Annotated in this window: 19 protein-coding genes; 12 read left to right on the top strand and 7 right to left on the bottom strand. The window is 52.9% G+C overall.

The window, feature by feature from the left end; translation table 11 throughout:
- Positions 1-138 precede the first annotated feature (138 nt).
- From AC6I8J_RS15115 to AC6I8J_RS15100, 4 genes are read left to right on the top strand one after another with little or no spacing between them, the layout of a single operon-like run.
- Entirely contained in the window at positions 139-843 is a 705-nt protein-coding gene (locus tag AC6I8J_RS15115) for a fimbrial biogenesis chaperone (protein WP_161732572.1), read from the top strand.
- A 34-nt stretch (positions 844-877) separates the two neighbouring features.
- Positions 878-3,484: a fimbrial biogenesis usher protein gene (locus tag AC6I8J_RS15110; RefSeq protein ID WP_497825528.1), complete on the top strand. Its 2,607-nt coding sequence runs from the start codon at positions 878-880 to the stop codon at positions 3,482-3,484.
- Between the two features lie 37 nt (positions 3,485-3,521).
- Positions 3,522-4,466: a fimbrial protein gene (locus AC6I8J_RS15105; protein ID WP_497825527.1), complete on the top strand. Its 945-nt coding sequence runs from the start codon at positions 3,522-3,524 to the stop codon at positions 4,464-4,466.
- Between the two features lie 14 nt (positions 4,467-4,480).
- The gene (locus AC6I8J_RS15100; protein ID WP_253419948.1) at positions 4,481-4,993 is read left to right on the top strand and encodes a fimbrial protein; all 513 of its coding nucleotides are present in this window, start codon (positions 4,481-4,483) and stop codon (positions 4,991-4,993) included.
- An 81-nt stretch (positions 4,994-5,074) separates the two neighbouring features.
- On the opposite strand, the gene AC6I8J_RS15095 is transcribed toward AC6I8J_RS15100, so the two are convergent.
- Positions 5,075-5,701, bottom strand: coding sequence for a serine protease (locus AC6I8J_RS15095; RefSeq protein ID WP_222925027.1), 627 nt, complete (start codon positions 5,699-5,701; stop codon positions 5,075-5,077).
- A 361-nt stretch (positions 5,702-6,062) separates the two neighbouring features.
- Between AC6I8J_RS15095 and AC6I8J_RS15090 the strand changes: the two genes are divergently transcribed.
- Positions 6,063-7,226, top strand: coding sequence for an MFS transporter (locus tag AC6I8J_RS15090; RefSeq protein WP_260060044.1), 1,164 nt, complete (start codon positions 6,063-6,065; stop codon positions 7,224-7,226).
- Here the strand turns inward: AC6I8J_RS15090 and AC6I8J_RS15085 are convergent.
- Positions 7,223-8,143 carry a LysR family transcriptional regulator gene (locus AC6I8J_RS15085; RefSeq protein ID WP_161732880.1) on the bottom strand — a complete coding sequence of 307 codons (921 nt, stop codon included), beginning with the start codon at positions 8,141-8,143 and terminating at the stop codon, positions 7,223-7,225. The two genes, AC6I8J_RS15090 and AC6I8J_RS15085, sit on opposite strands and share 4 nt — an antisense overlap.
- A 102-nt stretch (positions 8,144-8,245) precedes the next feature.
- Between AC6I8J_RS15085 and lysA the strand changes: the two genes are divergently transcribed.
- Positions 8,246-9,502, top strand: a complete 1,257-nt coding sequence (gene lysA, locus AC6I8J_RS15080) for a diaminopimelate decarboxylase (RefSeq protein ID WP_161732878.1) — start codon at positions 8,246-8,248, stop codon at positions 9,500-9,502.
- Between the two features lie 32 nt (positions 9,503-9,534).
- On the opposite strand, the gene AC6I8J_RS15075 is transcribed toward lysA, so the two are convergent.
- On the bottom strand, positions 9,535-9,843 hold the full coding sequence (locus tag AC6I8J_RS15075) for a PTS lactose/cellobiose transporter subunit IIA (RefSeq protein WP_222925029.1): 309 nt from the start codon (positions 9,841-9,843) through the stop codon (positions 9,535-9,537).
- 178 nt (positions 9,844-10,021) lie between these two features.
- Here AC6I8J_RS15075 and AC6I8J_RS15070 point away from each other — a divergent pair, with 178 nt between their 5' ends.
- From AC6I8J_RS15070 to AC6I8J_RS15050, 5 genes are all read left to right on the top strand, one after another.
- Complete coding sequence (locus AC6I8J_RS15070; RefSeq protein ID WP_497825526.1) at positions 10,022-11,371, top strand: PTS sugar transporter subunit IIC; 1,350 nt, start codon at positions 10,022-10,024, stop codon at positions 11,369-11,371.
- A complete protein-coding gene (locus AC6I8J_RS15065; RefSeq protein ID WP_497825525.1) occupies positions 11,368-12,795 on the top strand; it encodes a glycoside hydrolase family 1 protein in 1,428 nt (475 codons plus the stop codon). The genes AC6I8J_RS15070 and AC6I8J_RS15065 overlap by 4 nt, the downstream gene beginning before the upstream one ends.
- Before the next feature lie 15 nt (positions 12,796-12,810).
- Positions 12,811-13,128, top strand: a complete 318-nt coding sequence (locus tag AC6I8J_RS15060) for a PTS sugar transporter subunit IIB (RefSeq protein ID WP_010248665.1) — start codon at positions 12,811-12,813, stop codon at positions 13,126-13,128.
- Between the two features lie 96 nt (positions 13,129-13,224).
- Positions 13,225-13,998, top strand: coding sequence for an FCD domain-containing protein (locus AC6I8J_RS15055; protein WP_010248663.1), 774 nt, complete (start codon positions 13,225-13,227; stop codon positions 13,996-13,998).
- Entirely contained in the window at positions 13,995-14,447 is a 453-nt protein-coding gene (locus tag AC6I8J_RS15050) for a GNAT family N-acetyltransferase (RefSeq protein WP_222925031.1), read from the top strand. Before AC6I8J_RS15055 ends, AC6I8J_RS15050 begins: the two co-directional genes overlap by 4 nt.
- Positions 14,448-14,487: 40 nt before the next feature.
- Here the strand turns inward: AC6I8J_RS15050 and AC6I8J_RS15045 are convergent, their stop codons facing one another.
- From AC6I8J_RS15045 to mutH, 4 genes are all read right to left on the bottom strand, one after another.
- Positions 14,488-15,528, bottom strand: coding sequence for an NADP(H)-dependent aldo-keto reductase (locus tag AC6I8J_RS15045; RefSeq protein ID WP_161732868.1), 1,041 nt, complete (start codon positions 15,526-15,528; stop codon positions 14,488-14,490).
- Between the two features lie 139 nt (positions 15,529-15,667).
- Entirely contained in the window at positions 15,668-15,886 is a 219-nt protein-coding gene (locus tag AC6I8J_RS15040) for a YgdI/YgdR family lipoprotein (RefSeq protein ID WP_150014112.1), read from the bottom strand.
- Between the two features lie 118 nt (positions 15,887-16,004).
- A complete protein-coding gene (locus AC6I8J_RS15035; RefSeq protein ID WP_003853954.1) occupies positions 16,005-16,715 on the bottom strand; it encodes a TerC family protein in 711 nt (236 codons plus the stop codon).
- Positions 16,716-16,815: 100 nt separating this feature from the next.
- Entirely contained in the window at positions 16,816-17,493 is a 678-nt protein-coding gene (gene mutH, locus AC6I8J_RS15030) for a DNA mismatch repair endonuclease MutH (protein WP_110330840.1), read from the bottom strand.
- A 684-nt stretch (positions 17,494-18,177) separates the two neighbouring features.
- Here mutH and rppH point away from each other — a divergent pair.
- Positions 18,178-18,705, top strand: coding sequence for an RNA pyrophosphohydrolase (gene rppH / locus AC6I8J_RS15025; protein WP_009087042.1), 528 nt, complete (start codon positions 18,178-18,180; stop codon positions 18,703-18,705).
- The last annotated feature ends 4 nt before the right edge of the window (positions 18,706-18,709 follow it).

Genomic DNA, 18,709 nt, shown 5'->3' with positions numbered 1-18,709 from the left:
TTAATTTAAAGTCCGGGGAACACTCCGGGCTTTTTCCTGAGGAAAAATTTTATCTTCAGGCATTTTCATACTTGCAAAAAATAAAAATACGATCAGAACTAAACGGTCGCTTTGCACTAATTATGTCAGGGAGCTAACATGCTTAGTTTATCCAAAAATTATAAAATATTTATAACCTTGCTGAGTCTGGTGCTGTCTGTTTTCTTTTCTGCCGCTCAGGCTGGTGGAGTAGGGCTGGGAGCAACACGCCTGATTTTTTCTTCTCAGAATAAACAGGCGTCACTTTCCATCAATAATACAGATGATGAGAATGTATTTTTGATCAAATCCTGGGTAGAGGACCAGGAGGGCAAAGTCACCAGTGACTTTTTAGTAACTCCCCCTCTTTTCCTGATTAAGCAGAAAAGAGAAAACATATTGCGTATTATGTCAGTGAACAAAAATCTTGCTACTGACCGTGAAACCGTTTATTGGCTGAATGTTAAGGCCATTCCATCACGTCAAAAGGATTCTGACAGCCAGCAGAAAAACGCATTGCAGTTGGCAATACAGTCGAGGATTAAGCTTTTTTATCGCCCAGGTAATCTTCAGGGTGATCCTATGACAGCTTATAAAGAGCTGGCATTTTCTCGTGTCGATAACACGGTGACAGTAAAAAACCCTACGCCTTACTATGTTAACCTTGTCAATATTAAATCGGGTGAAAAAAAGTTTGCGCAGATGATAGCCCCTAAATCTTCGGTGCCACTTAATGTTGATTTACATGGTAGTAATACAATCAGCTTTCAGGCGATTAATGATTACGGCGCTACCATGCCAGTACGCTCTGCGAATATAAATTAATTTTTGTTTGGCATGGAATGGCCAGGGGGCAATTGTGCACTTTTACGATTTTCGAAAGTTAACAAAATCAAAAATAAAAAGAATCGCTATTCTGGTTTTTTTATCCTGTTACTCAGGGGTAGGCTATGCGGGGGAATATAACTTTGATCCCTCTTTTTTATCAGATAACCCAGAAGATGTTGCCGATTTAGCGCGTTTCAATAAAGGCCTTAGCGCCGCGCCAGGCAGTTACCACGTTGACGTTTATGTCAATGGAACGGCCGTTGGTGCACGAAATATTACTTTTTTTGAGAAAGAAAGGACGAATGCGCCGTCCGAGCTCAGTCCTTGTTTGAATATGGAAAAACTGCGCGACTTCAATATAAATATCGAAATGCTCGAAAGCTTAATCAAAAATGAAGTCGAACGTCATGCAAAATGCGTCGATATTGCACGCTATATTCCTGAAGCCAGTGCCGATTTTGATGTTGAGCATTTACGACTCGATCTGAAAATACCCCAGGCAATGATGAGCCGTAATGCACGTGGTTATATTCCCCCCTCTCAGTGGGATGAAGGCATTCCCGCCGCGCTGTTAAGCTATGCATTTACAGGCTCCAACTCCCGGGGCGATGCGTCAAAAAATGACAGTTATTTTTTACGCCTGAATAGTGGCCTTAACGTCGGACCGTGGCGTCTGTACGATCAGTCCAGTTTTACCTACTCAAAATCCCGTTATGGAGATGCGACGCGAGACTGGAACCATATGCAGACTTATCTGCAGCGCGCCATCATTCCATGGGATTCTCAACTGACAGTCGGTGATACCTTTACCTCATCCGAAATTTTTGACTCCGTCAGCGTTCGTGGGGTCACACTTGCCACTGATGAATCAATGCAGCCCGACAGCTTGCGCGGCTTTGCGCCAGTTATTCGCGGCATTGCCAATGGCGATTCACAGGTTACGCTCAGGCAGAACGGCAACGTTATTTATCAGGCTTATATGCCTTCCGGTCCGTTTGAGATTAACGATCTCTATCCTACCGGCTCCAGCGGCGATATTGAGGTTATTGTAAAAGAGAAGAATGGCAACGTTCGCACTTATACTGTGCCTTTTGCTTCAGTGCCAAAACTTCAGCGTGAAGGGCATCTGAATTATTCCATTATGGCCGGACGCTTCCGCAGCACGGATGGAAATCAGTCAGAGCCGTATATGACTCAGGCGTCACTACTCTGGGGATGGCGAAATGGGATCACGCTGTATGGTGGCAGTCAGGTTGCAGAGCGTTATCTTGCTTTCACAGCCGGTGCAGGTAAAAACCTTGGCTTTCTTGGCGCAATTTCGATAGATGCGACGCAGGCTAATAGTAAGATTGCCGATGGCACACGTCACAGCGGCCAGTCTTTCCGTTTTCTCTATGCTAAATCGCTTAATGAACTGGGCACTCGCTTCGAGCTATTAGGATATCGTTATTCAACCCGCGGTTTTTATACGCTGGCGGAAACTACGCGCGAAAATATGTCTGGCGGCGTGACGCATAACAGCGATGGCGAGCTCGACTATTCCGGCTATTACAACCTTTACAATAACAAACGCAGCCGGGTTCAGATTTCGCTGACTCAGCAGCTGGGTCGTGACTATTCCGTCTATGCCAGCGGTAGCGATCAAAGCTACTGGAATACGGATGGCAAGACACGTCTGCTTCAGCTTGGTTTTACCGGCATGGTAAAGGATGTCAGCTACAACCTGAATTACAGCTACAACAAGAATACCTGGAGCAGCGAAGCCGATCGCGTCTTTAACTTCACTCTGTCACTGCCAATAGGCAAATGGCTGTCAGGAAACCGAGCCAGCAACAGTAACCTCGACTCAATGAAGGCTACGTACGGTCTTTACAATGATGGCGAAGGGAATATGACGAACACGGCTGGGTTATACGGCACCATGCTGGCTGATAAAAACCTGTCTTATAACATGCAGATGGGCACCGTTAACCGTGGTAATGGCAGTACCGGTAGTCTCAATCTTGATTACTACGGTCGCTATGGACAGGTCAATGCCGGGTATAGTTCCAGCCAGGATGCTCACCGTGTCAACTACGGTGTGCAGGGTGGCATGGTCTTCCATCAGGATGGTCTGACGCTTTCTCAACCTTTAGGTAAAACCAACGTTCTGATTAAAGCGCCAGGCGTTAAAGATGCGGCCATCCAGAATAAAACCGGTGTACGTACTGACTGGCGAGGCTACACCGTTGTGCCTTACGCCACTAATTATCGCCTTAACCGTATCGGCCTGGACGTGAATTCCCTTGCTGCGGATAGCGAGATTGATAACTCCGTGGTCTCAGTGGTGCCGACCGCGGGTGCATTAGTGAGGGCGGAGTTTAAAACCCATATCGGTCAGCGCGCATTAATTACCCTGACACATAAAGGCAAGCCGTTGCCGTTCGGCACTACTGTTGTGGTCGTGCAGGAAGGTAACGAAGAAAGTACTGGAATAGTGGGGGATAACGGACAGGTTTATCTCTCCGGGCTGCAACCCTCAGGAATGCTGGAAGCGGTGTGGGGGGCGTCTGAAAACAGTCACTGCAGAATTCCATATCGACTGCCGGAGACAAAGACGCAACAAGAAATAGTCTACCTGAAAGCCCGTTGTGAGTGAGTCTGCACTTCAGGAATGGGCACTAAAAGGATTCGAAATGAAAAGATTAAAGCTTAGGCTTGTTTTGGTATTGCTTTGTCAACTGTTTACTTTTTCTCCTTTAACATACGCTTCGATAACTAATGTTGTCCCTGACGGGGGTGTCGGAACGGTAACTATCGCATTTCCCTCCGTTACTGTTATGAAAGATGCGGCCATTGGGACCGTGCTGTCGACACAAACAGTGCAAACCGGGCTGAAAAGTTTCACCATGACATCTGCAGGAACCCTGGGATTTCAGTTTGCGTGTGAGCTTGAGAGCTGCCCGACAGGTGTTGAAGGTATCAGTTATAAGCTCAGTACTAATAGCCAGACGGTAATGTGGCCGACCTCATCTAACGCAAATACATGGGGATGGAGCACTGGCCTTGAGGTAACAGTTGTCCTTTATAAATCTGCTACCACAGTAACATCTGGAACGATACAGCCACAGAAAATAGGTTCTTATTACGTACAGACTGCTGAAGATACCAGTAAAGTTTCGCTGGCTGATATTCAATTAACCGGTACGGTTCAGGTTACAGCACTTGGCTGTACTCTGGCTTCATCCGATAGCCTGACTGTAGACCTCGGCAATGTGCCGTCACGTAATTTCAGCGGTGTTGGCTCTACAGCCGGAGCCAAAGATTTTAATGTTAATCTCGAATGTGATGCCGGCACCAACGTTAATGTCAACATGACTGGTAAACAGAGTGCGGATTCGACGGATGTGGGCGTGCTGGCGCTAACCGGTGCTGGCAGCACGGGCGTTTCGAGTGGTGTCGGCGTGCAGGTTCTCTACAACGGGACTCCGCTGGCACTCAACAGCGATGTGGTATTGGGAACGTCTGTTGCAGGTGGAGCGAGTACGTATACCTTTTCTGCTCGTTATATTCAAACGCTCTCGAAAATTACGGCGGGAACCGCAAATACGATTGCCACACTCAATATTAGTTACGAGTAGTCAGGAGCCGGTTAATGATGCTCAACAGAAAACTAGCGTTAATAGCTATCCTTTTTTCAGGCAGTGCCTTGAGTGCTAGTGAGGTAACGGTCAATATTAATGGCAATATTTCCTCAAATACTTGCGAAGTCGATACAGCTTCATCGAAACTGACTGTTCAGATGGGAATGATCGCCACCAATACCTTTTCGCAGACAGGCGCAGCCAGTCCATCCGTACCTTTCGATATTAAACTTGTCGATTGTGGCGCGGACGCTTCCAGCGTGTCAGTCACATTTACCGGAACGGGCGACTCGACAAACGGCGATTTGGTGGCTGTTGCAAGTGGTGGTGCAACCGGCCTGGGGATTGCACTTTATGATTATCAGGGCAAACAAATTGCAGTAAATAAGGCGAGTAACGCTGTGACGCTGAATGCTAACGCGGACAACACGCTCAATTTTAGCGCTGCCTACGTCTCGACTGCACCAAACGTGACGGCCGGAGCCGCAGATGGCAGCGCGACTTTTTCGTTAACTTATGAATAACACTGTGTGAGCAGAATACTTTAGTGCTTAAAACAGGGCGTATTACGTCCTGTTTTCTCAAATCATTCTGCCACTCGCATCTCAGGATTTAATCGCCTGATCCAACCATGTCTGAAATCGCGAGTAAGGCACATAGAGCGCAACGTTCTTATAAAGTGTTTTACCGCTGGCATTGTCGTTGATGTCATTGCTGTAGCCGATAATCACGCCCGCCAGCGTATCATCAGAGGCGTTATAGACTGCGCCGCCCGACATCCCTTTCACCACACCTGCATTCGCCGCCACGACGACGCAGTCCGGCTTGTTCCAGCGGTTTGCCAGCGTGGTATTAATCAGGTTTTGTCCGCTGGAGCTGACCGGCATGGCCGAAATGAAACTGTAGCCGTAGAGATTCACCTGGTCGCCGATATGGCTGTTGCGGAAGCTGGGTGGAAGGTTTATTTCACTGTTTTTGTGGTAGACCACCGCCAGATCGCATTGCGGATGCCAGGCTTTGACGCGATAAAGCGAAAACTTCGCCACGTGCGCGGCGGTCAGGCTGTACTCCGGCGTCAGCGGGATAGTGGTTCCAAGCGTGCCAAAACCCAGCACGGTGGGAATGCCGGTCACGGTCATATCAACCCGTTTTTCAGCTTCTTTACTGTACTCATAATGACCTACCGAACAGCCGGTTAAGCCAAAAACCATTAAGGCTATGAGTCGTTGCATTCTCTCTCCCTGCGTCAGAAGTTGATCACATCACCTGGCAATTGATTAGGGATATATCGGCAACGTTAAGGATTTATTAATTAAATACGCACTAAAAAGCGTAACGGTTTCGCGGGAAATGACAACCTGACCCTGGGTCATGCGCGCTTTAACGGGCTTAGCCAGAAGGCTGACAAAGCCATTTGTTCCGAAAAAGCAGCAGGATTATTGCGGCCCCGGCAATAATCCTTTGCTGCGCGCAGGCTATGTCGCGCATCAGCACTGTGCTGTAATGCTCACCGTGACGCAGATCAAATTTTAATAAGCGTCGTGGGGCTGCGCGTCTGTGCAGTTCACCTGCAAATGATATTGGGAGAGTGTTATGCCTGTAGCATTAATGGCGCTGGCGTTGAGTGCGTTCGCCATCGGAACCACCGAATTTGTCATTATGGGATTGCTGCCGGAGGTGGCGCGTGACCTTCAGGTGTCGATTCCGTCGGCGGGCTGGCTGATCAGCGGCTACGCGCTGGGCGTGGCGATTGGTGCACCGATTATGGCGCTGCTCACCGCCAGGCTGCCGCGCAAGAAAACACTGATTCTGCTGATGGTGATCTTTATTGTCGGCAACCTGCTGTGTGCGCTGGCTTACAACTATAACCTGCTGATGCTGGCACGCATCGTCACCGCGCTTTGTCACGGTGCCTTCTTCGGTATTGGCGCGGTGGTCGCCGCCAGTCTGGTACCAGCCGGTCGTCAGGCTTCCGCTGTCGCACTGATGTTCACCGGACTGACCTTAGCCAACGTGCTGGGCGTTCCGCTGGGAACCAGTTTCGGACAGATGTTTGGCTGGCGAGCCACCTTCTGGGGCGTGGCTGTGATTGGCGTACTGGCGTTTATCGCCCTGATCGTGAGTCTGCCGAACAATAAAGAGGAGAAGCCGGTTCACCTGGCGAGTGAAATTGGTGCGCTGGCCAACGGGAAACTCTGGCTCTCGCTGCTGATGACGGTGTTCTTTGCCGCGGCGATGTTTGCACTGTTCAGCTACATTGCGCCGCTGCTGTTAGAGATAACGGGCATCAGCGATCGGGGTGTCAGCTGGACGCTGTTCCTGATTGGCGCAGGCCTGACGGTCGGTAACATTCTTGGCGGCAAACTGGCCGACTGGAAAGTCTCTTTTAGTCTGATCCTCAGCTTCTCCCTGATCGCCATCTTCTCGTTGCTGTTCAGCTGGACCAGCCATGCGCTGTGGCTGGCGGAGATCACCCTGTTCCTGTGGGCGATGGCGACCTTTGCGACGGTACCGGGTCTGCAGATCAACGTGGTCCGTCACGGTAAAGAGGCGCCGAACCTGGTCTCAACCCTGAACATTTCGGCATTTAACGTCGGTAATGCGCTGGGTGCCTGGGTCGGCGGTGCGGTGATTGGCCGTGGATATGGCCTGACGGCGGTGCCGGTTGCTGCCGCTGCGCTGGCGGCAATTGGCCTGCTGATCTGTCTGATCACCTTCCGCAAATCGGGCCGCGCAGCCGCCAGGGTTCGCGCTTAAGCCAGGCGGGCGTCGATGCGTGCCGGAAAGTCAGCCACCTGCCGTTGCAGATGACTGACAAAAGCATCGACCAGCGCCGACGCAGGGCGGTGCTGCGGCCTCACCAGGCTGACGGTAAAGGGTACCGCCACGCTGAACTTACGCATCACCACACCGCTGTCGGCGTAATCCAGCGCCGTCAGCGGATTCACAATCGAAATGCCCACGCCCGCTCTGACCATGGCGCACACCGAAGCGGCGCTGTGCGTCTCCATCACCAGCCGCCGTTCGACGCCCTGCTCATGAAACAGCGCATCCAGCAACTGACGATAACTGTCACTGCGCGACAGGCTGACATACTGTTCGCCCGCAAAATCGTGCGGTGTCAGTTCTGCACGCTGACTCAGAGGATGATGCTGTGGCAACACGCACACTTCATCACAGGTCAGCAGGGCGAGACGATCAGTCCCGGCCGGCGCGTGCTGGGTTTCGGTTAAGCCGATATCATAGCGCTGGGCTGACAGCCACTCCTCCAGCAGCGGCGACTCCTGAGGAATCACATTCAGGCTCACATCCGGGTAGCGCTGTAAAAAGGGCTGACACAGTGGTGGCAGCAGCGACTGCGAAAAAACGGGCAGGCAGGCGATCGACAGCTCACCCTGACGGAACTGGCGCAGCCCTTCAGCCGCTTCCATAATGCGATCCAGGCCGTACCAGGATCGCTGCACCTCTTCAAACAGACGTAATCCCTGCACCGTCGGTTGCAGGCGACCACGAACCCGTCCGAACAACTCTAATCCCAACTGCTGCTCCAGGCGTGCCAGCTCCCGGCTCACCGTCGGCTGTGAGGTATGCAGTAGCGTTGCAGCCTGGGTCAGGTTGCCGCTGGTCATCACCGCATGAAAGATCTCAATATGCCGCCAGTTAATGTTTGCCACGCCGCCTTCCTATATCCATTGTGAATAGATGCTATTAAAACAGATATTTTTCGCTATGGCATGATTCTGGCTTAATGCGGTTATTGCCACAGGAGAATTGCTATGCCACGTTCCTTACAGAGTACCGACACCGCCCTCAACGCCGCTAACCTGCTGCCGCTGGCACGCCGTTATGCCGGGCCATTCTGGGCTTATGATGCGCAGATTATTCAGGCGCGTATTGCCCAGCTGCAGGCGTTTGATGTGGTGCGTTTTGCGCAGAAAGCCTGTTCAAATATTCATATCCTGCGCCTGATGCGCGCAGCGGGTGTGAAAGTGGACTCGGTATCGCTGGGTGAGATCGAACGTGCGCTGGCTGCGGGCTACGAGCCTGGTGGTGATGAGATCGTCTTTACCGCGGATCTGTTCGATCAGCCAACGCTGGCGCGGGTGACCGCGTTAAAGGTTCCGGTCAATGCTGGATCGATCGATATGCTGCATCAGCTCGGCGCGGTCTCACCGGGACATGCGGTGTGGCTGCGGGTTAATCCTGGTTTTGGTCACGGTCACAGTCAGAAAACCAATACCGGCGGCGAAAACAGCAAGCACGGTATCTGGCACGGCGATTTAGCCGAGGCGCTGGCAGCGATTCAGCAGCACGGCCTGAAGCTGGTGGGCATTCATATGCATATCGGCTCAGGCGTCGATTATGCGCATCTGCAGCAGGTCTGTGATGCGATGGTCGAACTGGTGATGGCGTCAGGTCAGGATCTGACGGCGATCTCTGCGGGCGGCGGCCTCTCTGTGCCTTATCGCTATGGCGAAGAGGCGATCGATACCGATCACTATTTTGGCCTGTGGGATGCAGCACGGCAGCGTATCGCTCAGCATCTGGGTCACGCGATAAAGCTGGAGATCGAACCAGGCCGTTTCCTGGTGGCCGAGGCGGGTGTGCTGGTCTCTCAGGTTCGTGCAGTGAAGTCGATGGGCAGCCGTCACTTCGTGCTGGTCGATGCCGGTTTCAGTGACCTGATGCGCCCCTCAATGTATGGCAGCTATCACCATATCTCGCTGATGGGGGGCGATGAGCGGGCGATTGAGGAGCAGCAGACCATCGACACGGTGGTCGCGGGTCCGCTGTGCGAATCGGGTGATGTCTTTACCCAGCTGGAGGGCGGCATGGTCGAACCACGCGCGATTCCGGCGGCAAAGGTTGGCGATTACCTGGTGTTCCACGACACCGGAGCTTACGGTGCATCCATGTCCTCTAACTACAACAGCCGTCCGCTGATCCCGGAAGTGCTGTTTGAGCAGGGCCAGCCGCGGGAAATCCGCCGCGCGCAGACTATTGAGTCGCTACTGGCACTGGAAATCAGCTAATCACCTCGCTCAGGCGGCCGGCGCGCCGCCTGTCAGCTATAGATCTCTTTGCGCAGCATGACCAGCTCCTCTGCCAGCTCGCGGCACAGCATTGCATTCATCAGATGATCCTGCGCATGCACCAGAATCAGCGTGACCGGCAATTTTCCGCTTCCCTCATCTGCACTAATCAACGCGGTCTGAATTTTATGTGCCGCTTTTGCCGCGGTATCTGAAGCTGCCAGCGCTGCGTCAGCCCCGGTCCAGTCGCGTTTGCGCGCACACTGAATCGCCATCATCGCCGACGAACGGGCTTCCCCTGCATTGATCAGCAATTCCATCATGGTCTGTTCGTAATCCATAACGCCTCCGCTATTGGTATGCCAAATTGGCCGTTTTTATCATAATGGAATGCCAATAAGCGTTTCCGGGAGATCCGTCACAGAAAAAACCGAGGAGATTCGTCATTTTGGTATGCCACTAACAGGGAAGACCACGACGATTACAGGAATACCGATCTTACATCTCTGAGGGTTGATCATGTCTCTACAGGACCGCCTTATCGATTCCCTGGGCAGCTTTGCCACCCGCTTTAACAGTTATCGCTACATCATGGCGATTAAAGCCTCGTTCATTACCCTGATGCCGGTGATCATTGTTGGCGCCTTCTCGGTATTGATCTCTAACATGGTGCTGGACAGCAAAAATGGCCTTGCCAGCTTTGCCGCCCTGGCTTTTTTAGCTGATCTTAAGCCCATCACCAGCAGTATCAATTACGCCACGCTTAGCTTTCTTAACATTGGTGCGGTGTTCCTGATTGGTATTGAGCTTGGGCGCATCAACGGTATAAAAACGCTGTTTCCCGGCCTGCTGGCAATCATCTGCTTTGTATCCGTGACGCCGACCACCTTACAGATGATGGTCGATGGGCAGATGCACCTGGTTACCGACGTACTGGCCAAACAATTCTCCGATACCAAGAGCCTGTTTCTCGGCATGTTTATCGCCATTCTGTCCGTAGAGATTTACTGCCGCCTCGAACAGGTTGAACGGCTGAAAATCAAAATGCCCGACACGGTGCCGCCCAACGTGGCCGCCTCTTTCTCCGCGCTAATCCCCTCAATCATCACCGTAACGCTGATAGCGACCTTCGGCTTTATCTTCCATCGCGTCACCGGCATGTACCTTTACGACGCGGTATACCAGGTGGTGCAGCAGCCGCTGGAGTCGGTGGTGCAGAGCCTGTGGGGCATTCTGATTCTGATGTTCGTCGCCCAGTTGTTCTGGGTGATTGGTATTCACGGCAACCAGATGGTGAAACCGATCCGTGAGCCGCTGTTGCTGGGCGCGATTATGGTCAACATGACCGCTTTTGAGCAGGGGAAAGAGGTACCAAACATCATCACCATGCCGTTCTGGGATGTTTATATGAGCATCGGCGGTTCCGGCCTGACCATCGGGCTGCTCACCGCCGTGATGCTGGCGACGCGACGCAAAGAGATGCGTGAAATCGCCAAACTGTCGTTTGGGCCAGGCCTTTTCAATATCAACGAGCCGGTTATATTTGGTATGCCGATTATGCTTAATCCAATCCTGGCTATCCCTTTCATCATCACACCGCTAGTGACAGGTTCTATCGGTTACTTCGCTACGGTGATGGGATTTGCCGGGAAAGCCGTGGTGATGGTGCCCTGGACCACGCCTCCGATTATCAATGCCTGGCTGTCAACGGCCGGATCGATGGGTGCGGTGGTGACGCAGATCGTCTGCATTCTGGTATCAGTACTCATCTATCTGCCATTTGTGAAAGTCGCAGCCCGCCGCGCGGATGCAGCGGAAGCAAAGAACCTGCAACCGGAGCTGAATCCCAACCGAACGGAGGTGTTATGAGTCGTCAGACTGTCCACATACCTGAGAATTTCATTCTGGGGGCTGCTGCCTCCGCCTGGCAGACGGAAGGCTGGAGCGGAAAAAAAGCGGGGCAGGACTCCTGGCCTGACGCCTGGTATCAGCAGGATCGCCACGTCTGGCACAACGGCTACGGTCCGGCGGTTGCCACCGACTTTATTAACCGCTTTAGTGAGGATGTTGCGTTAATGAAGGCCAGCGGGCTGACCCACTACCGCACTTCGATCAACTGGTCGCGTTTCCTGATCGATTACGAAACCGCTACGGTCGATGAGGAATACGCGGCTTACTATGACCGGCTTATTGATGAAATGCAGTGCCAGGGCATTGAACTGATGCTCTGTCTGGAGCATTACGAGCTGCCCGCCACGCTGCTGGAGCAGTATGGCGGCTGGCAGTCAAAGCATGTCGTTGAACTGTTTATCCGCTATGTCGAACAGGTGTTTAAACGCTATGCCGGTCGGGTCATGCGCTGGTTTGTGTTTAACGAGCCGATTGTGGTGCAGACCCGCGTCTATCTCGACGCGCTGCGCTGGCCTTATGAGCAGAACACCCATAAATGGATGCAGTGGAACCACCACAAGAATCTTGCTACCGCCCGGGTAGTGCAGCTGTTCCGCGCGGCAGGCTATGCCGGTCGCATTGGTACCATACTCAATCCGGAAGTCACCTATCCGCGATCATCAGCCCCGCACGACCAGAAGGCGGCGCATATTTATGACCTGTTCTACAATCGGGTGTTTCTCGATCCCGCCATTAAAGGCGAGTATCCGGCGGAGCTGCTGGCGCTGCTTGATAAGCATCAGATTGAGTGGGAAACCACCCCGGAAGAGCTGGCGATTATTGCCGCCAATACCGTCGATGAGGTCGGGCTTAATCTCTACTATCCGCATCGCGTGAAGGCACCGTCCCGCGCCTGGCATCCCGAGACACCCTTTCATCCCGCCTGGTATTACGAACATTTTGAACTGCCGGGGCGGCGGATGAACCGTTCACGCGGCTGGGAAATTCAGCCTGAAATTATCTGGGATATGGCGCAGCGGATGCGCGATGAGTACGGCAATATCCCGTGGTTTGTGGCTGAAAGTGGTATGGGAATTGAGGACGAAACGCAGTTCAAAAATGCCGAAGGGGAGATTCAGGACGATTACCGCATCGCGTTTATCAGCGAGCACCTGCATCAGGCGATACGCGCCAGCCAGGCGGGGATTAACTGTCAGGGCTATATGCTGTGGGCGTTTACCGACAATGTCTCGCCAATGAATGCCTTTAAAAATCGCTATGGTCTTATCGAAATCGACTTAGATAAGCAGCGTCAGCGCCGTATGAAGAAATCTGCCCACTGGTTCCGTACGCTGTGCGACACGCAGCAATTCACCCTATGGCTTGATGATGAGCCGAAATAACGCGAGGAAACGCGCATGAAACGAATTGTTCTGGCCTGTGCTGCAGGCATGTCGACCTCAATGGTGGTGACGCGGATGGAAAAGGAGGCTGCCGCTCGCGGACTGGCATTTCAGATCTACGCTATTCCGGAGCAAAACCTGCGTGAAGAGCTGCAAAACTACGGCAACGAGGTGGTGGTCGTGCTGCTCGGGCCACAGGTGCGCTTCAAACTGGAAGAGAACAGAAAACTCACCGACAGCTATCAGTTGCCCATCGCGGTAATTGATACGGTTGCTTACGGCACGCTGAATGGTGCAAAGGTACTCGATCAGGCGCTGGCTTTGATACACTGAGCCCCAGTTTGCGAGCCAGCCTCTCCGGTTCGCGGGCATTGTCGCGCAGGGAACCGCGGCAATGCCGTTAGCGCATTGATTGCAAAGGGTGACAGTGTGGACAAAGCCGAAGCGCCGCAAGAAAAAAAGCAGTATCAGGAAATTGGTCAGCACCTGCGTCAGCAGATTTGTGACGGACACTATCCGGTGGGATCGCGCCTGCCGCCTGAACGTCAGCTGGCTGAAACCTGGGGCGTCAGCCGGACCATCGTGCGCGAGGCATTATTGATGCTGGAGCTGGAAGGTACGGTGGATATCCGCCAGAGCTCCGGCGTCTATGTGATGCGTATTCCTTCCGCCAGTGATGATGAAGAAGAGGCCTTCTTCCGCAGCGACGTTGGCCCGTTTGAAATGCTACAGGCACGTCAGTTGCTGGAGAGCAATATTGCAGCCTTTGCCGCAAAAATGGCGACCAAAGCGGACATCGAAAATCTGCGCCGAACGCTGGAACAGGAGCAGCGTGCTATCGCCGCCAACGATAGCAGTCAGGACAACGATAAGTTGTTTCATCTGCTGCTGGCGGGTGCCAGTCAGAACCAGATGCTGCTCGATACCGTCACCAGTATCTGGCGACATCATGACAGTAGCCCGCTCTGGCAGCAGCTGCGCCCGCAGTTTGAAACCCGCGCCTATCGCCTGAAATGGCTCGGCGATCACCAGACCATCCTGGCCGCTCTGCGTCGGCGTGATGTGATGGGGGCCTGGCAATCTACCTGGCAGCACCTCGAGAACGTCAAGAATACGCTGCTGGAGCTTTCCGACGCCGATGCGCCTGACTTTGATGGCTACCTGTTTGATTCAGTCCCGATCTTTCAGGGGAAACTGATGTGATTGAAATCGTCTCGCTCAGCGATGCCCCCCAATTTGCCGATCAGATCATCGACTGGCAGTGGCGCGCATTTGGTGAAACCACAAGCCGGGCGTTCTTTGCCAGTGTGGTGAACAGCAGCCTGACCGGTGCTGATTTTCCGGTAACGTTTGTCGCCGTGGAGGCGGGCAGGGCAATCGGCACGGTGGGATTCTGGCGTTGCGACCTGATCAGCCGTCAGGATCTTTTCCCCTGGCTGGCGGCGCTCTATGTTGATGAGTCGGTGCGCGGCAAAGGTGTCAGTGAGGCGCTGCAGCAGCATGTCATCGCCTATGCACAGGCGCAGGGCTATCCACGGTTGTGGTTGTGGTCAACGTTTGGGGGGTATTACGAACGGTCTGGCTGGCTGCCACAGGGCGAAGCGCTTGAGTATCCCGATAAGCCGGTAAAACTCTATTATCGCGACCTGTAAGAAAGGCCAGCCGCCACAGCGGCAGCTGGCAACAGAGTACTTATGGCGCAGGATAGGTGTAACGGCGGTGGATCGCCTCAATACCTTCCAGAATCTCTGCATTTAAGGTCAGATTGACGCTGTCGATATTAATCTGTAACTGCTCAAGCGTGGTGGCGCCCAGCAGCGTGCTGGCCACAAACGGCTGCTGACGCACATAGGCCAGGGCCATCTGCGACGGGTCGATCTGATGCTGCTGAGCCAACGCCACATATTCGGCAATTGCCTTCTGTGACTGCTCGCCGCTGTAGCGAGTAAAGCGGCTGAACAATGTGTTGCGTGCGCCCGCAGGCTGCGCGCCATTCAGGTATTTGCCGCTCAGCGTACCAAACGCCAGGCTTGAATATGCCAGCAGCTCTACGCCTTCATGCTGGCTGATTTCGGCCAGACCCACTTCAAAACTGCGGTTCAGCAGGCTGTAGGGATTCTGAATGCTGATAATGCGCGGCAGCTCATGCTTCTCTGCCAGTTGCAGATAGCGCATCACGCCCCACGCCGTTTCGTTCGACACGCCGATATAACGGATTTTGCCGGCGCGCACCTGCTCGGTCAGCGCTTCCAGCGTCTCCAGCAGCGTCACCTGCGCCGTGGTCTCGCTGTACTGATAGCCCAGCTTGCCAAAATAGTTGGTCTGGCGCTGTGGCCAGTGCAACTGGTAGAGATCAAGGTAGTCGGTGTTCAGGCGTTTCAGGCTGGCATCGAGTGCGGCGCGGATGTTTTTACGGTCAAGTGCCATATCCGGGCGAATCGAAGCATCATTGCCGCGTGACGGACCCGCCACTTTACTGGCCAGGATGATTTTGTCGCGGCTGCCGCGCTGTTTAAGCCAGCTGCCAATGTATTGTTCGGTCAGACCCTGAGTTTCCGGGCGCGGTGGCACCGGATACATCTCGGCAGTATCAATAAAGTTGATGCCGGAACGGATAGCCAAATCCAGTTGAGCATGGGCGTCGGCTTCACTGTTCTGTTCGCCAAACGTCATAGTGCCCAACCCCAGCTGACTCACTTCCAGCGTGCTGTGGGGAATACGATGATAGTGCATTGCCAGCTTCCTTTTTTTATGGAATGGAATGTTGTGTCCTCAGGGACTATAGCGCGAGCAACGGCGGGGAAGGAAGGGGGAAAAGTCGGGGAAATCGCCTGCCAGCGTGGAATCGATGGCAGGTGATTAAATCGGGCACTTAACGTTCAATGATCGTTGAGACCTCGTCGCTGTTAATCTGCACCTCGTGACCCGTCTGGTCGGTGTACTGCACCAGGCCGGTCTCTTTATCAATGCTCGGCTTGCCTTCGGTCATGATCATCCGGCCATCTTTGGTCGCCATGACATAATCAGAGCTGCATCCACTCAGGAACGCTGCGGTTACCATCACCATTGCTACGCCTGCCCACCCTTTCATCTCGCCTCTTCCTCACAAATCGTTAAGTGCAAAAAGTGTAGTAATAAATGGTTTTGCCGGCAGGGTTAATCGTAGGATTCTGAAAATAATCGGGCGAGCAGGCTCGCCCTTGACTTTATCAGGCGTGCTTTTTCTTGCTGCGCATCAGGTTAAGGCACTCAACCGCCATGGAGAAGAACATAGCAAAATAAATGTAACCTTTTGGTACGTGAACCGCGAAACTCTCCAGAATCAGGGTAAAACCGACCAGAATCAGGAAGGAGAGGGCCAGCATTTTGACTGACGGATGGCGTTCAACAAACTCACCAATGGCGCGTGCGGCAAACATCATCATCAGCACTGCAATGACCACTGCCGCCATCATAATAAACAGATGATCAGAGAGGCCGATGGCGGTAATCACGGAGTCGAGGCTGAAAATAATGTCGAGCATCATGATCTGCACTATGGCACCAAGGAACGAATGAACGCGGGTGTTGTGCTCGCCTTCACTGCCTTCAATCGTTTCATGGATCTCCATGCTCGATTTCCACAACAGGAACAGACCGCCAAACAGCAGAATCAGATCGCGCGCCGAGAATGCATGATCCATCAGCGTAAACAGCGGATTAGTCAGACGGGCGACCCACGCGATGGAAGCCAGCAGGCCAAGACGCATCAGCATCGCGCCCATCAGACCAATACGGCGTGCACTGGCTTGCTGGTGTTTTGGCAGCTTAGCGACCACCAGCGACAGGAAAATGATGTTATCAATACCCAGCACCACCTCAAGGATGGTCAGGGTGCCCAGCGCCAGCCAGGCGTTGGGATCGGAAATCCACTCAAACATACCGGCATTCAATCCTAAACGAAAAGTAAACGGCGATTATACGCATTGAATTCGCCAATCTCCCACAAAATTGCGACATTGGTCGCGCAGGAGACGCGATTTACAGGAGAAAATGGCGCGCCAGCAGGGGACCGGTGAAGCTCTTCTTCAGGTAGAAGCCGCGCGGCAGAGTCATAATGGGCTGGCCCTGATCGCCGATTCCCTCGGTCAGTGCCTTGCTATTGGCGGCTTTGGGCCGGATTTGCAGCCAGGCACCATGCCGTGCGGTAATCTGCTCAACGCGCCCCAGCACGATCATATCCATCAGTTCCTCCCAGTCCTGTCGCAACATCTCATCTTCTTCCGCATTCGGGCTCCACAACAGTGGCGCGCCGACACGGCGTTCCCGCAGCGGAATCTCACGCCCACCTTCAACCGGGATCCACAACACCCGCGCCAGCTTGTGACGCACATGGCTGGTAAGCCAGGTTACGCCGCTGTTACCGGTCAGCGGTGCGACACAGACAAAGGTGGTTTCCAGCGGTTTACCCTGTGCATCAATCGGGATGGTTTTCAGTTCGATACCCAGATGGGCAAAGTCCTGTTCCGCTTTGCTGCCCGCGCTCGCCCCAAGGTGCCACTCCAGCAGCATGCCGACCCAGCCTTTATCGCGTTTAAGATCCGCAGGCATGGGCAGGCCGGCACGTGCAGCCAGCGTTTCCATAGGTAATCCGGCTAAATCCTGCGCGCGTGCCAGCAGGCTGGCTTCATCTTCGGGTGGTCCTGGTGGATAACGCATGTTGATAACTCATAATGATTAAAATGTGTACAGGTACGGATAAGTAAGTTGTCCCGCTAAAATAAATCGTGTCCGGGCTCGATAATAACATGATAGATCATGCTTTTTTGAGTGGATTGCCCTCGTGCTATCTGCAGTGGGTCAGGGTTATCCCAGCTTACCCGCAATAATGAACAGGATCTCCAGTCCGGTTATCCACAGAAAAGTGGGATAACCCCCTTATCTTTGCGGTACTGGTTCCATTTACAGCCTTGACTTTTCGCCATTTGAACAGAATTTCACCGGCCTGACCTAACCCTGAGCGATTATCTGTGGATAAAAAGCACTGTGATTATAATTTAACCAATTGTCAGTGGGCGTAAAAATATTCGCTGTTTATAAAAAGCCAGTGAAGCGTGATTCTGCATTAATTTCATTTTTAATCAGTCAGATAAGGAATTAACTCTTTTCGGTATTCCCAGGTGTGATAGCAGGGTTATTCAGTTAACTCCCGCGTTCTGCACAAAGCTATCCACAGAAAAGGTGAATAAGATCGAGCTTTTTTGCAGTCTTTGTTTATAACTATGCCCTTTTCTGTGAGTTATCCCGCTATTGATGCCTCAACCCCCCATGAATCCAGTGGTTTACCGCCTGTAAGGAGTGTGAAACAATCAGGCCATTCAAATTTTGCTTTGAGGTAGTCCGGTGATCGATGATGATGGCTACCGCCCGAATGTTGGTATCGTAATCTGTAACCGGCAGGGACAAGTATTATGGGCCAGGCGCTTTGGACAGCACTCCTGGCAATTTCCTCAGGGAGGCATCAATCCCGGTGAAACCGCAGAACAGGCGATGTATCGCGAACTGTTCGAAGAGGTCGGATTACACCGGAAAGATGTTCGAATACTTGCCTCTACCCGTAACTGGTTACGTTACAAGTTGCCAAAACGTTTGGTGCGTTGGGACACAAAGCCGGTATGTATCGGCCAGAAACAAAAGTGGTTTCTTCTGCAGTTAATGTGTAATGACGCGGATATCAATGTGCAGCACAGCAGCACGCCGGAATTTGACGGCTGGCGCTGGGTCAGTTTCTGGTATCCGGTGCGTCAGGTTGTCTCCTTTAAGCGCGACGTCTATCGTCGGGTAATGAAGGAATTCGCTGGCGTGGTGATGTCTATGCAGGAGAGTGCGGGGCAGCGAAATAATCCTGCCCATCGACGTAAGAGAGGTTAGGCCA

This window comes from Pantoea sp. X-Soil-ISGK-355 (genome assembly GCF_059730805.1).
The sequence above is the reverse complement of the archived record's forward strand: the minus strand, read 5'-3'. Positions and strand labels throughout refer to the sequence as shown.

Bases quoted from the DNA above. Each gene is read 5' to 3' on its own strand.
- AC6I8J_RS15115 (WP_161732572.1), top strand. From the start codon at position 139: ATGCTTAGTTTATCCAAAAATTATAAAATATTTATAACCTTGCTGAGT.
- AC6I8J_RS15105 (WP_497825527.1), top strand. From the start codon at position 3,522: ATGAAAAGATTAAAGCTTAGGCTTGTTTTGGTATTGCTTTGTCAACTG.
- AC6I8J_RS15100 (WP_253419948.1), top strand. From the start codon at position 4,481: ATGATGCTCAACAGAAAACTAGCGTTAATAGCTATCCTTTTTTCAGGC.
- AC6I8J_RS15095 (WP_222925027.1), bottom strand. From the start codon at position 5,701: ATGCAACGACTCATAGCCTTAATGGTTTTTGGCTTAACCGGCTGTTCG.
- AC6I8J_RS15090 (WP_260060044.1), top strand. From the start codon at position 6,063: ATGCCTGTAGCATTAATGGCGCTGGCGTTGAGTGCGTTCGCCATCGGA.
- lysA (WP_161732878.1), top strand. From the start codon at position 8,246: ATGCCACGTTCCTTACAGAGTACCGACACCGCCCTCAACGCCGCTAAC.
- AC6I8J_RS15075 (WP_222925029.1), bottom strand. From the start codon at position 9,843: ATGGATTACGAACAGACCATGATGGAATTGCTGATCAATGCAGGGGAA.
- AC6I8J_RS15070 (WP_497825526.1), top strand. From the start codon at position 10,022: ATGTCTCTACAGGACCGCCTTATCGATTCCCTGGGCAGCTTTGCCACC.
- AC6I8J_RS15065 (WP_497825525.1), top strand. From the start codon at position 11,368: ATGAGTCGTCAGACTGTCCACATACCTGAGAATTTCATTCTGGGGGCT.
- AC6I8J_RS15060 (WP_010248665.1), top strand. From the start codon at position 12,811: ATGAAACGAATTGTTCTGGCCTGTGCTGCAGGCATGTCGACCTCAATG.
- AC6I8J_RS15045 (WP_161732868.1), bottom strand. From the start codon at position 15,528: ATGCACTATCATCGTATTCCCCACAGCACGCTGGAAGTGAGTCAGCTG.
- AC6I8J_RS15040 (WP_150014112.1), bottom strand. From the start codon at position 15,886: ATGAAAGGGTGGGCAGGCGTAGCAATGGTGATGGTAACCGCAGCGTTC.
- AC6I8J_RS15035 (WP_003853954.1), bottom strand. From the start codon at position 16,715: ATGTTTGAGTGGATTTCCGATCCCAACGCCTGGCTGGCGCTGGGCACC.
- mutH (WP_110330840.1), bottom strand. From the start codon at position 17,493: ATGCGTTATCCACCAGGACCACCCGAAGATGAAGCCAGCCTGCTGGCA.